11 protein-coding genes are annotated in these 12,874 nt (G+C 44.1%); 6 read left to right on the plus strand and 5 right to left on the minus strand.

What is annotated here, in order from left to right; genetic code table 11:
- The first annotated feature begins 139 nt into the window (after positions 1 to 139).
- Positions 140 to 283 carry a hypothetical protein gene (locus QZ998_RS07580; RefSeq protein ID WP_296559400.1) on the plus strand — a complete coding sequence of 48 codons (144 nt, stop codon included), beginning with the start codon at positions 140 to 142 and terminating at the stop codon, positions 281 to 283.
- Here QZ998_RS07580 and QZ998_RS07585 read toward each other — a convergent pair.
- Positions 253 to 1,779: a YifB family Mg chelatase-like AAA ATPase gene (locus QZ998_RS07585; protein ID WP_296559402.1), complete on the minus strand. Its 1,527-nt coding sequence runs from the start codon at positions 1,777 to 1,779 to the stop codon at positions 253 to 255. The genes QZ998_RS07580 and QZ998_RS07585 overlap by 31 nt on opposite strands.
- A gap of 124 nt (positions 1,780 to 1,903) precedes the next feature.
- On the opposite strand from QZ998_RS07585, the gene QZ998_RS07590 reads away from it, so the two are divergent.
- Positions 1,904 to 2,749 (plus strand): DMT family transporter, encoded by an 846-nt coding sequence (locus QZ998_RS07590; protein ID WP_296559404.1) that lies wholly within the window; start codon positions 1,904 to 1,906, stop codon positions 2,747 to 2,749.
- A 69-nt stretch (positions 2,750 to 2,818) separates the two neighbouring features.
- Here QZ998_RS07590 and QZ998_RS07595 read toward each other — a convergent pair whose 3' ends face one another.
- From QZ998_RS07595 to QZ998_RS07610, 4 genes are all read right to left on the minus strand, one after another.
- On the minus strand, positions 2,819 to 3,997 hold the full coding sequence (locus QZ998_RS07595; RefSeq protein ID WP_296559405.1) for an MFS transporter: 1,179 nt from the start codon (positions 3,995 to 3,997) through the stop codon (positions 2,819 to 2,821).
- 663 nt (positions 3,998 to 4,660) lie between these two features.
- Positions 4,661 to 5,323 (minus strand): TetR/AcrR family transcriptional regulator, encoded by a 663-nt coding sequence (locus QZ998_RS07600; RefSeq protein ID WP_296559406.1) that lies wholly within the window; start codon positions 5,321 to 5,323, stop codon positions 4,661 to 4,663.
- 146 nt (positions 5,324 to 5,469) lie between these two features.
- On the minus strand, positions 5,470 to 6,849 hold the full coding sequence (argH, locus tag QZ998_RS07605; RefSeq protein ID WP_296559407.1) for an argininosuccinate lyase: 1,380 nt from the start codon (positions 6,847 to 6,849) through the stop codon (positions 5,470 to 5,472).
- A gap of 6 nt (positions 6,850 to 6,855) precedes the next feature.
- Positions 6,856 to 8,079, minus strand: coding sequence for an argininosuccinate synthase (locus tag QZ998_RS07610; RefSeq protein ID WP_366512412.1), 1,224 nt, complete (start codon positions 8,077 to 8,079; stop codon positions 6,856 to 6,858).
- Positions 8,080 to 8,470: 391 nt separating this feature from the next.
- On the opposite strand from QZ998_RS07610, the gene argC reads away from it, so the two are divergent.
- From argC to QZ998_RS07630, 4 genes are read left to right on the plus strand one after another with little or no spacing between them, the layout of a single operon-like run.
- Complete coding sequence (argC, locus tag QZ998_RS07615; RefSeq protein ID WP_296559411.1) at positions 8,471 to 9,511, plus strand: N-acetyl-gamma-glutamyl-phosphate reductase; 1,041 nt, start codon at positions 8,471 to 8,473, stop codon at positions 9,509 to 9,511.
- A gap of 40 nt (positions 9,512 to 9,551) precedes the next feature.
- Positions 9,552 to 10,775: a bifunctional glutamate N-acetyltransferase/amino-acid acetyltransferase ArgJ gene (argJ, locus tag QZ998_RS07620; RefSeq protein ID WP_296559413.1), complete on the plus strand. Its 1,224-nt coding sequence runs from the start codon at positions 9,552 to 9,554 to the stop codon at positions 10,773 to 10,775.
- Positions 10,776 to 10,795: 20 nt separating this feature from the next.
- Positions 10,796 to 11,665, plus strand: coding sequence for an acetylglutamate kinase (gene argB, locus QZ998_RS07625; protein ID WP_296559415.1), 870 nt, complete (start codon positions 10,796 to 10,798; stop codon positions 11,663 to 11,665).
- Positions 11,666 to 11,674: 9 nt separating this feature from the next.
- The gene (locus tag QZ998_RS07630; protein ID WP_296559417.1) at positions 11,675 to 12,847 is read left to right on the plus strand and encodes an acetylornithine transaminase; all 1,173 of its coding nucleotides are present in this window, start codon (positions 11,675 to 11,677) and stop codon (positions 12,845 to 12,847) included.
- Positions 12,848 to 12,874 lie beyond the last annotated feature (27 nt).

Consider the following 12,874-nt stretch of genomic DNA (forward strand, 5'->3'; position numbering starts at 1 on the left):
ATAATTGGGCTGCCGTTTTAAGACGGATTATACGAATAAACTCAATCGGGCTTTTCCCTGTTATAGAGATCAGTTTCTTATAGAGATGCACCCTGCTTACTCCAAGCTCTTTACTTAACCTTTCTACGGAGAATTCAGTATGGAAGAGAAAGAGGATATGATCATTCTCTCCACCGTTTCCCTGGATGTAACCATCCAGAGATCGACCGGAGAAATAGCATTTCTGAATAAAAAAGGCACATTTGCCAGGGATTATGAAAGCTTTGTCATCCCCCGATATTGAATCGCTTCGGACAAGTGCGGCACCGCAATGTTTGGGGCATCATCCAGATCGGCAATGGTTCGGGCCAGTTTTAAAATCCGGTGATAGCCCCGCGCGCTGAGCTTCATTTTGGTATAGACTTTTTCCATCAGCTTTTCTTCGGACGGACCAAGCTGGCAATAGGTCTCCATCAATTTGGGTGTCAGCTGGGCATTATAAAAAATATCCAGATCCTGATAGCGTTTGTTTTGGATGACTCGGGCTGCATCCACTCGTATTTTGATGGCAGAAGAGCTTTCCCCCTTGGGTTTGGTTTGAAGTTCGTCATAGGTGGTGCTGGGGATTTCCACAAAAATATCCAGGCGATCCATTAGCGGGCCGGATATTTTGCCCTGGTAGTTTTTAATCTGCTGCGGAGTACAAATACACTCATGGGCCGGGTCAGTGAGGTAACCGCAGGGACAGGGGTTCATCGAGGTGATCAGAGTAAAGCTGGCCGGAAAAGTCAGGGAGGCATTGACCCGGGAAATGGTAACCTCCTGGTCTTCAATGGGCTGGCGCAAAACTTCCAGCGCCGATTTCTGAAACTCCGGCAGTTCATCAAGAAAGAGCACCCCTAAATGAGCCAGCGAAACTTCCCCGGGTTTGGGAATCCGCCCGCCGCCAACCAATGAAACCTTGGAAATGGTATGATGGGGCGAACGAAAAGGGCGCTGACTGATAATGGCATTGTTCTTAAGCAGCCCGGAAATGCTGTGGATCTTGGTGATTTCCAGGGCTTCATCGATGGTCAGATCGGGCAGAATCGAGGGAAAGCCTTTGGCCAACATCGTCTTGCCCGATCCTGGCGTTCCGCTCATCAGCACGTTATGAGCTCCGGCAGCGGCAATTTCCAGTGCCCGCTTGGCCTGGTCCTGGCCACGGATATCGGAAAAATCAATGCTGTGACTGCTGTTTTCGGTGGTCAGCAAAGAATAGAGCTCGACTTTAAAGGGGTCAATAATCAGTTCTTTTTTCAGAAAAGAAACCGCTTCATGAAAATCGTTCAGGGGATAAACCTTTACGTTCTGAACCACGGCGGCTTCATGCCGGTTTTCATAAGGAACCAGGATATTGGTGATCCCGGCTTCCCTGGCTGCCAGTACCATTGGCAGCACCCCGTTAACACTTCTTATTTCACCGCTTAGCGATAGTTCACCGATAATCAGATAATCTTCGGGATGATCCCAGGTAAGTTGCTCGGAGGCATTTAAAATCCCTAAAGCTATCGCCAGATCAAAAGCCGGGCCTTCTTTTTTGAGATCGGCCGGGGCTAAATTGATGGTGATCCGTTCCATGGGATATTTAAAACCATTATTTTTGATGGCAGAAAAAACCCGATCTTTGGATTCTTTAATGCCGGCATCCGGGAGACCGACCAGAGAATAGGAGGGCAGGCCCCGGGAAATATCAATTTCAACAGTGACAATTACGCCATTAACGCCAAGCAATCCGCTACTTTTTATCTGTGATAACATATAAAGTTTACCTCCGATTTATTAATGATATTATACCGAAAAAGATAGCAAATAAATACAAAAAGATAGGGAAAAAATTTGAGGGTTATGATATGATAAAAAAAATCAACAAAAGGAGGTACCCATGGGAAAAAATACACAGGGCACCTTATATGTGCTCATGGCGATGGTATTATTCAGTACGGGTGGTTTGTTCATCAAGCTGATTGACGCCAATGCTTTTACCATTACATTTGGACGGGCGCTCATCGCCGGCCTTATTTTTTTGCCCATGATTCAATGGAAAAAAATAAAGTTTTCAAAATATTATGTCGGTCTAATCGTCGCCTATTGTTATCTTTGCGTGATATTTGTGCTGACAACAAAGATGACAACGGCCGCCAATGCCATCATTCTGCAGTGCACAGCGCCTTTATGGCTTTACTTATTTTATGTAGTAAAAGGAAAAAAAATAACAAAACGCGATTTGATTCCGCGCTTGTTTATTTTACTGGGCATCATTGTTATATTAAGTGCTTCAGACGACGGAAACGCCTGGGGCGATCTGCTGGCATTAACCAATGGGATTGCCTATGCGGTGGTTCAGTATTTATTGGATAAAGACTATCCGATATCGGATGCTTCAATCGTTGGTCTTAATAATCTGTGGCTGGGCCTGGTGATTCTATTAACCATGTCCAATCAGTTAGATTTTTCTGGTATATCAGTTTATGGCTGGCTGGGTTTGATTTATCTGGGGATCTTTCAGATTGGGATTGCCTATCTCTTTTTTTCAGGCGGCGTTCGCCTGATTTCGCCTTTAAAAGCGTCGATGCTCGCATTGGCAGAACCCATCCTTAATCCAATTTTTGTGTTCTTTTTTGTTGGCGAAACCCCGTCGTTTCTTTCGTTAACCGGATTTGCCATCATCCTGATGGGAATTGGCCTGACGATGGTTCGCCCCAAAAAGCTGAAAGAAATTAATGAGTAGACCAGAATAAAATATAAAAAAACCACAGCAGCAATGCGTTGTGGTTTTTTTATTGCAAATTTGCAAAGGTTATTCAGGTTGCGGAGCAACTTGTTGTTTTGGTTTTACAAACAGCAGTGCTATCGCGATAGCAGCGAAGGCAATCATTGAAATATAAAAAGGAAATTTTATGGTGACCGTCATATCAACACCCATGATTCCAGCTAAAAATGCAAAGAAATAGGCTGAGCAGAAGCCGCCGACATTCATCGATGCCATAACAATTCCGGATGCAGTTGGCATCTGGCTGGGATGAACGGCAGCGCCTAAATTCATGAAGATACTGGGCATAACAAAACTGAAACCGATACCGGCGATGGTCGTTCCGATATACATAAAGGCGATCGAATTGCCCAGACCGATGCTGACCATGGCAACAGCCATAAGGGCAACACCAACAGGCATTGTATTGCTTTTGAAGATACCAAAGACCTTGGCGAAAATCAAACCACCGAGCATCCCGCCAACAGTAAACATCGTTAAGACAAGAGCGGCATCACCGGCCGTTCCCATGCCACTGGCCGCAATGATGGATGACATGTTTACCAGCATCGGGTATACCAGAACCATCATAAAAAAGATTAGACCGGCAAAGGCAAACACTGCTCCCGGTAATTTTGGTTTAGCTTCACCAGCGGCTTGAACTGGAGCTTTAGCTGGTTCCGGAAGGAATAAAATGATAACGAGGGTTAAAATGCCTAATCCGTGAACAAGGAAGGCATATTCCCAGGAAATCGTCGCGGCAAATCCACCCAGTAATTGGAAAAGGATTCCGCCGATATTACCGATAACACCACTTAAACCCATCATCTGAGCACGAACCTCGCCATCAAAGAAAGCGATGATCAAGGCGGCCCCCAGTGGTGTGACGATCCCAAGACCAATCCCAAAGATGGCCCGAACAGCCAGGATTGCCGTAAAGCTGGAAGCAGTCATGAAATAAGGAGCGATACCACCGCCGATAAAGAGAACCATACCAAGGATTAACAGCGTTTTGTATTTTACAACACTACCGGCAAGACGGCCAGAAATCAGGGTTGCCGGAACTGACATCAAGACAGCCAAAGTCGAAACAAGTAACAGGGTGGTAAAGGGAACATCCGGGAATGCCGCAGCAATGTTGGCGATTGCTGGCGTGATGGTTCCGACGCCCATCTGGACAAAGAATACAGACAGCACAGCAATTTTTAAAAACATGTTATTTTTCATAATTCACCTCTTCTTCAAGTTATCTCCCCAAAAGCGAGCGGGGAGACTATGGTTTTTGCACCAACCCGGATTAAAAAACGGGTGGTGCCGGATGCATCAGCATCAAAAACGATTGTACTGATTTTGCTAATTTATTTTCTCAATAAATGCGATCGCTTTGTTAAGCGTTTACTGTTTCGTACAAACAGCTGGAAAAACACATCAATCAAATGACTAGCGTCTCGCAGTGGCCGGCCTCCTTTCGAATTAATATAAAGGTCACTGGTTGATGTCTATTTGCAACCACTGAATGATAAATAGCATTATCATGGTCTGAAAAAATCCAGTGATTAATAAATTATTTAAGTATAATATTAGTTATATTTAAGTGTGTTTTGATAATAGCACGTTCAAACTGATTTGTCCAGCATAAATATGAAAAAATAATAAATTACGAAAATAATCGTAAAAAGATTGAATGATAAACGTTTAAAACAAAAATAATAATATATTTACAGTGACTTTAGTGTAGAAAAGGAAGTGTGATAACCGTCTTTTAGAGCATTAAATTATTCGCATTTAAATGAAAAAAATGATAAGTGAAGAAAAATGAAGATAAAAAAACAGCGTCGTATTAAAACGACACTGTTATGATCGGATCAGGATGAAAAATAAAAAGATCGATTAGACGATACTGAAATTTTTTTCGACTCGTACGGTAAATTTATTTTCAATTTCATAGGATTCATTAATCACATGGTCATTGAGTTTGGCATCAAGTCCCATATTATTGAGTAACAGATGGATGCTGGAATTAATGAAATCCTGGGAAGAACAATCAATCAGCCCGGCATCATAGGCAAGATTGATACCTTGGGTAGCACCGGCACTGGCATAGGAAATAAAGGCTATTTCAAAACCACTGTAATGAAGATCACAGCTTTCGGCCAGTTTACGGTAAAAATCGGTGACTACGCTCTGTTCTCTATAGAGGACATTTTCACTCAATAAATCATAATAAAAACGGCTGAAATTTTTATTGAAACGCATATTATTGTTCAAAACCCGCCATTCGATGGCAGTCTGCAATAATAGTGTCGCTTCAATGCCCAATTTTTCGAGATTTTCTTTGACCTTTGCTTTAATTGTCGACATGACTTCGTTATAAACTTCAATCCCCAGTCCGCCTTTTGAACCATAATAATAATTGATCAGACCGACATTTGCCCCCGATTCTTTGGCAATCTTAAGACAAGTCGTACTGGTATAGCCATGCTCATAAAACAAAGCCTTGGAAGACTCATAAATTTTTTCCTTCGTTTCTTTTCCTACCTTGTATTTACCCATATCTTACTCTCTATTTCATAAGTTTAGTTTAATAGCAAATTTATTTATTCTAAATAATATCATAGATCTTTGTGAAAAACAAGACAAAGTAAGTGGAAAAAATAACTTGCTTCAAATCAGCAGGGTAAAAAAGTTAAGCTAAAAAGCTAATTTTGAGCCAGCCATTGATGATTAAGGGCAATCGCTTTGCGTACCTGCTCTTCAGCCGGTCCGCCGATAATATTTCGTTGGTTGACACAGATACTTAAATCAATGGCTTCAAAGATGGACGCATCAAAAACCGGAGAAACCCGTTGGTATTCTTCCAGGGTCAATTCATCCAGGCTTTTCTTTTCTTCCAGCGCAAAGAATACCAGTTTGCCAATGATTTCATGGGCATCTCGGAAGGCAACACCATGTTTAACCAGCCAATCAGCAGCATCAGTGGCATTGGAGAACCCCCCGGCAGCGGCCTTTTTCATCGTGCCTTTATTAACGGTCAGAGTTTTGATCATTTTGGCAAAGGTGATCAGACAGATTTTAATGGTATCATAGGTGTCGAATACCGGTTCTTTGTCTTCCTGCATATCTTTATTGTAAGCCAGTGGAATGCCCTTCATGGTGGTGAGCAGACCCATCAGATTGCCATAAACCCGGCCGGTTTTACCGCGAACCAGTTCAGCAATATCAGGATTTTTTTTCTGAGGCATAATACTGCTGCCGGTACTAAAGGCGTCATCGAGGGTGATAAAATTAAACTCGCTGCTGCACCAGAGGATGATCTCTTCTGAAAAACGGCTGAGGTGCATCATCAACACGGACGCAGCTTCCAGGAAATCAAGACAGAAATCCCGGTCCGAAACCCCATCCAGACTATTCAGTGAAACGGCGGCAAAGTTCAGCTCGGCTGCCACTGCTTCCCGATCCAGCGGATAGGTGGTGGTGGCTAAGGCGCCCGAACCCAGCGGTAAGGTATCGGCCATGGCTTTGACCTGGGTCATCCGGATCATGTCCCGCTTAAACATTTCCACATAAGCCATCAGGTGATGGCTGAAGGTGATTGGTTGAGCCCGTTGCAGGTGGGTATAGCCCGGCATGATGGTATTGGTATGATCTTCGGCCAGGTCCAGCAGGGTGAGGATTAGATTCTGGATCAGTGACTTGCTGTCATCAGCAATTTCTTTAACATAGAGGCGCATATCGGTGGCAACCTGATCGTTTCGACTGCGGCCAGTATGGAGTTTTTTGCCGACATCGCCAATTCGTTCGGTCAGAATAGCTTCGACATTCATATGAATATCTTCCATCGATACCGAAAATTCGATATTGCCTGCTTCGATGTCGATAAGAATCGCTTCAAGGGTTTCGATAATAATATCCGCTTCAGCTGGTTCAATAATATTCTGTTTCCCCAGCATGCGGGCATGGGCAATACTTCCGGTGATGTCCTGTTGATACAGGCGTTGATCAAAGGATATCGACGAGTTAAAATCATCAGTTAAAAGGTCGGTTTTTTTTGAAAACCGACCTCCCCACATTTTTTTCATAATTTTTTATTCCCCTTTTTCTTCTCGGCTGAGTCGCATTAAAGCACGAACCTTAAGTGGTAAGCCAAATAAATGGATAAATCCTTCAGCGTCTTTATGATCGTATAAATCGCCAGTGGTAAAGCTGGCAATTTCGGCATTATAAAGTGAGTAAGGTGAGGTCACGCCGATCAGGATAATATTGCCTTTGTATAGTTTTAAACGAACATTCCCGGTAACCGTTTTTTGGGTTTCATCGACAAAAGCAGTTAAAGCTTCGCGAAGGGGCGTGTACCATTCACCATTATAGGCTAATTCAGCAAACTTAACGGCCGCCTGTTGTTTAAAGCCGAAGGTTTGACGATCCAGACACATGTGTTCTAATTCTTCATGGGCGTTATAAAGGATTGATCCGCCGGGGGTTTCATAAATCCCGCGGGATTTCATCCCAACCACCCGGTTTTCGATCAGATCCACGACACCAATACTGTGACGGCCGCCGATAATGTTGAGTTGTTCAAGTAATTCCCGACCAGTCATTTCAACACCGTTTAATCGGACTGGAATACCTTCTTCAAAGTCAAGGCTGACAATTTCCGCTTCGTCGGGGGCTTCCTCAAGAGGTGTTGTCATTTGCAGTAATTTTTTATATTGTGGTTCTAAAGAGGGATCTTCCAACTCCAGACCTTCATGACTCATATGTAAAATGTTCTTATCGCGGCTGTAACTGTTGCTGATCGACATTGGCACCTTGATATCATGCATGACACAATAGTCCATGGCATCTTCACGGGATTTAATATCCCAAATTCGCCAGGGGGCAATGATTTTTAACTGTGGTGCCAACGCGCCAATCGTCAATTCAAAACGGACCTGATCATTACCTTTACCGGTGGCACCGTGACAGATCGCTTCAGCACCTTCCAGTTCTGCATATTTTACCAGTACCTTAGCAATTAAAGGACGGGCCAAGGAAGTGCCCAACAAGTATTTTTTTTCATAAATCGCGTCGGCTTTAAGGGCCGGCCAGACAAAGTCTTCGACAAACTCATCGGTAACATCTTCGATATATAACTTGCTGGCGCCGGAAGCAAGGGCCCGTTCTTCAAGACCGTCCAGTTCGGTGCCCTGTCCGACATCTACACAGACAGCAATAACATCATAGTCGTAGGTATTTTTAAGCCATGGGATAATGGTTGTGGTATCCAATCCGCCGGAATAGGCAAGAATTACTTTTTTCTTCAATTTTATATCCTCCTGAAAATTATCTCTTTTGTATAATCAATTCAATTACATGAATGATTATACAATTATTCTATGGAAAATGCAAGTATAAAAAGAATAAACTTATGAAAAATTAATAATTATTCATAAAAACGCTTGATTATGCATAATGAGTCGGGTATAATACAAAAGAAAGATATTAATTAATTTTATAAAAGACAGACAGACCTGCTTTATTTTGGTAGAATATATGTTTAAAGTACTTGTGTGGGCGGATTATTTATGTGAAAACAAAAATAGAATATTAAGATTGTAGATAAACCCCGTAGTGATTTTTTAAATCGATTGTGCGATTCTGTTTGCCTAAACTCTTACTATTTTTAAACAAAGACATTTAAGAAAGGAAAGGAAAATTAAAATGATTAAAGCATCTGTTATCGGAGGAACGGGTTATGCCGGACAGGAACTGATCCGAATTTTAATGCGGCACCCGGAGGTTGAAGTAGTAACGATTGGAACCAGAAGCTTTTCCGGACAAAAATTCAGTGATGTCTACGGAAATTTTGAAAGTATTACTGATCTTGTCTGCGAGGCAACGGACATCAAGGAACTGGCCGAAAAGTCGGATGTGGTTTTTCTGGCCTTGCCTCATGGCATTGCATCAAAAACCGTTACGGCGGATGTACTTGAGAAAACCAAGGTCATTGACCTGGGGGCGGATTTCCGCCTAAAAGATATTGATGTTTATGAAGACTGGTACCAAACCGAACATTTTAATCATCCGTTACTTAATAAAGCCGTTTACGGATTGTGTGAATTGCATCGGGAGGAGATAAAAAAAGCCCAGCTCATTTCGAATCCCGGTTGTTATACCACCTGCAGCATCTTAAGCCTGGCGCCACTTTTAAAAAATAATTTGGTTGATACCAGCAGTATTATCGTCGATGCCAAATCCGGGGTAACCGGAGCTGGCCGGGGAATGATAACCGAGTTGATGTACTGCGAATGCAATGAAACCATCAAGGCCTATAAAATCGGGTCTCATCGCCATACCCCGGAAATTGAGCAGGAATTGCGACTGTTAAATGGGCAGGACTTTAACATCCTGTTCACTCCTCATCTGGTGCCGATGAACCGGGGCATTCTGGCCTTATCCTATGCCAAGCTAACCGTCGACCTGAGCCTGGAAGAGGTCAAGGCAATTTATCGGGAATTCTATCAGGATGAATATTTTGTCAGAATCCTGGAAAACCGGATGCCGGAAACCCGTTGGGTAAAAGGGACCAATTATTGTGATATTGGGCTGACCATTGATCCCCGGACCAACCACGTCATTGTGGTCGGTGCCATCGACAACCTGATCAAAGGCGCCGCCGGGCAGGCAGTGCAGAATATGAATATCTGCTTTGATCTGGCTGAAAAAACCGGCATCGACTTTATTGCCGATTTCCCAATTTAAAAAATTTCGGATAAGATATTATAATACGAGGAGTAAAGACATGAAAGTAATAAAGACAGGTGGAGTAACAACCCCCATCGGTTTTAAAACCGGGGGGATCAATTGCGGTATCAAAACGAGCGGAAAAAGTGATCTGGCGATGATTGTTTCAGAAGTGCCAGCCGTAACCAGTATTATGACCACAACCAATGTTGTCAAGGCGGCGCCGATTCTCTGGTGCAATAAAGTCATGAATAATCCTTATAAGCAGGCGGTGGTGGTCAATAGTGGCAACGCCAATGCCTGTACCGGACCAAAAGGCGAGGAAGCAGTGATGGCCACCGCCAACAAAGCGGCAGTGGTTTTGGGTATTCAGCCCGAGGAGGTACTGATCGCTTCCACCGGGGTGATTGGGCTACTCTTACCGGTGGAAAAAATCCTATCCGGCATTGAGACCCTGGCACCAAAATTGGGAAATAGTCAGGAAGACGGCGATATTGCCGCCAATGCGATTCTGACCACCGATACGATTCAAAAGACCATCGCCGTCGCAGTCGAAATTGGCGGGAAGTTGGTGAAGATTGGGGGGATGGCCAAGGGCTCGGGGATGATTCACCCCAATATGGCCACGATGCTGTCCTTTGTGACGACTGACGTAAAGATTGAACCGGCTTTGCTTGATAAACTCTTGAAAGAAACCACGGTCGATAGCTACAATATGATCTCGGTCGATGGCGATACCAGTACCAATGATATGGTCACGGTGATTGCCAATGGGATGGCCGACAATCTGCCCTTGCAGGAAAATACCCCAGATTATGAAATTTTTAAAGAAGCCTTTATCTATGTTCATAAAACCCTGGCTAAAAAAATTATTCGCGATGGCGAAGGCGCTTCCAAGTTTGTTGAAGTGGAAGTTCGTGGTACCAAAACCAAGGATGACGCCCGCAAGCTGGCAAAATCGGTGATCACGTCGAGTCTGGTCAAAACAGCATTATTTGGAGAAGATGCCAACTGGGGACGCGTACTCTGCGCCCTGGGTTATTCCGGGGCTGACTTTGATCCATTAAAAGTTTCTCTGGTTTTTTCGAGTCAGGCTGGGATGATTACCCTGTTAAACGATGGTGCCCCGATTGCCTTTGACGAAGACGAAGCAAAAAAAGTTTTATCCGAAACAGACATTCATATTGCGGTTGAAATGGAAGAAGGCGACGAAAAAGCGGTCGCCTGGGGTTGTGATTTGTCCTATGACTATGTTAAGATCAATGGCGATTATCGAAGTTAAAATAAAGAAAAGAGTAAGCAATGGAAAAATATATTGAAAAGGCCAAGATTCTAATTGAAGCCTTGCCCTATATCCAACAATTCAAAAAGAAAACCATGGTCATCAAATATGGTGGTAGTTTTATGTATGATGAGGCCAGAAAACAGTCGGTAATGGACGATATTTCGCTGATGCGACTCGTCGGCATCCGTGTAGTTATTGTGCATGGCGGTGGCAAAGATATCTCCGGAATGCTAAGTGATCTGGAAATCCACACCGAGTTTGTCGAAGGGTTGCGAATTACCAACGAAAAGGTAGTCGAAGTTGCCGAGATGGTCTTATCTGGAAAAATCAATAAGGAAATTGTCCAGCTGCTTCAGAACCGAGAAATGAATGCCGTTGGTCTTTCCGGCAAAGACGGCGGGATGATAAAGGTTAAAAAGAAGTTTGTCAATAATCTGGACATCGGTTTTGTGGGGGACATCATTCATGTCGATAATCGGCTCCTGAATACCCTCTTAAAAGATGATTACCTGCCGGTAATTGCCCCGATTGGCACCGATAAGACCGGTCAGAGCTACAATATTAATGCCGACCATGTGGCCTATGCCATTGCCAAAGCCTTAAAAGCTGAAAAATTGATCTACCTGACTGATACCGATGGGGTTTATATGGATCCGGACAATCCGGATTCGATTATTCGGCGGCTCTTTGCCGAGAATGTGCCTAAGCTGATTGAGGAAGGGATTATCTCAGGAGGGATGATCCCCAAGGTTGAAAATAGCGTCGATGCCCTGAACCAGGGGGTCAATTCGGTGCATATTTTAGATGGCAAGGTGCAGCATTCGATGTTGCTAGAGCTATTCACGGCCGCCGGGGTAGGAACGATGATTCGACGTTCGATTATTTAGGAGGACAAAATGGATTTAATAACACGAGCAAACAATGTGATCATGGCAACCTATAAGCGTTTTCCACTGGTCTTTGATAAGGGTCAAGGCTGTGTGCTAACGGATAGTGAAGGCAAAGAATATCTTGATTTTGTCGCCGGAATCGCTGTCGATGCCTTGGGTCATTCCGATCCCGGTCTGTTGGCGGCGATGCAGGCACAGATGGAAAAACTGGTACATATTTCTAATCTTTACTGGTCCGAACCGGGAATTGAGCTGGCCGAGATGCTGACCAAAGCCAGCGGACTGGACAAGGTGTTCTTTTGCAACAGTGGCGCGGAAGCCTGCGAAGCGGCCTTAAAGCTGTGCCGGGTTTACGGCAAGCTCAAAAAAAGCAAGGACGCTGTCGAAATCATTGCGATGAACCAGTCCTTCCATGGCCGTACCTATGCCGCCATTACCGCCACTGGTCAAAAAAAATACCAGGAAAATCTGGAGCCGCTGATGCCTGAAATCTACCATGTAGCTTACAATGATATTGATGCACTAAAGGCTCAGATCAGCCCTAAAACCTGTGGCATTATTTTAGAGCCGATTCAGGGCGAAGGCGGAATATATCCCGCCGATCCGGACTATTTAAAAGAAGTCCGAAAAATCTGTGATGAGCAAAACATTGTCCTGATTTTTGATGAGGTTCAAACCGGGATCGGCCGTTCCGGAAAACTGTTTGCTTACCAGCAATATGGAGTCGTGCCGGATGTGGTGACCATGGCCAAAGGCTTAGGTGGTGGGGTTCCGATCGGCGGTATCATCGCCAAAGAGCATATCGCCGAAGTTTTTACACCGGGAACTCATGCGTCCACCTTTGGGGGGAATCCATTTGTTTGTGCAGCAGCTAAATATGTGATCGAAACCCTGACGACAACTGGATTTTTTGAAGCGGTAACGGAAAAAGGGGATTATCTGAAAACCAAACTGGAAGCGTTACGAAAAGACCATCCGGCGATTAAGGAAGTTCGCGGGATGGGACTGATTGTCGGCGTCCAGATTGATGCCGATCTGGCTGTCATCGTTGCTAAAGCGATGGAAAAAGGTTTGTTGCTAATCACTGCTGGAAGTAATGCGATTCGTTTTGTACCACCCTTGGTCGTTTCCAAAAAAGAAATTGATCAGGCCGTGCAGATTTTCGCAGAATGTTTATAATTATTGAGTGGGGCGATGTGATCGCCC

This window comes from uncultured Acetobacterium sp. (genome assembly GCF_927416815.1).
Lineage (GTDB): Bacteria > Bacillota > Clostridia > Eubacteriales > Eubacteriaceae > Acetobacterium.

Bases quoted from the DNA above. Each gene is read 5' to 3' on its own strand.
- argC (WP_296559411.1), top strand. From the start codon at position 8,471: ATGATTAAAGCATCTGTTATCGGAGGAACGGGTTATGCCGGACAGGAA.
- argJ (WP_296559413.1), top strand. From the start codon at position 9,552: ATGAAAGTAATAAAGACAGGTGGAGTAACAACCCCCATCGGTTTTAAA.
- QZ998_RS07580 (WP_296559400.1), top strand. From the start codon at position 140: ATGGAAGAGAAAGAGGATATGATCATTCTCTCCACCGTTTCCCTGGAT.
- QZ998_RS07590 (WP_296559404.1), top strand. From the start codon at position 1,904: ATGGGAAAAAATACACAGGGCACCTTATATGTGCTCATGGCGATGGTA.
- QZ998_RS07600 (WP_296559406.1), bottom strand. From the start codon at position 5,323: ATGGGTAAATACAAGGTAGGAAAAGAAACGAAGGAAAAAATTTATGAG.
- QZ998_RS07585 (WP_296559402.1), bottom strand. From the start codon at position 1,779: ATGTTATCACAGATAAAAAGTAGCGGATTGCTTGGCGTTAATGGCGTA.
- argB (WP_296559415.1), top strand. From the start codon at position 10,796: ATGGAAAAATATATTGAAAAGGCCAAGATTCTAATTGAAGCCTTGCCC.
- QZ998_RS07630 (WP_296559417.1), top strand. From the start codon at position 11,675: ATGGATTTAATAACACGAGCAAACAATGTGATCATGGCAACCTATAAG.
- QZ998_RS07595 (WP_296559405.1), bottom strand. From the start codon at position 3,997: ATGAAAAATAACATGTTTTTAAAAATTGCTGTGCTGTCTGTATTCTTT.
- argH (WP_296559407.1), bottom strand. From the start codon at position 6,849: ATGAAAAAAATGTGGGGAGGTCGGTTTTCAAAAAAAACCGACCTTTTA.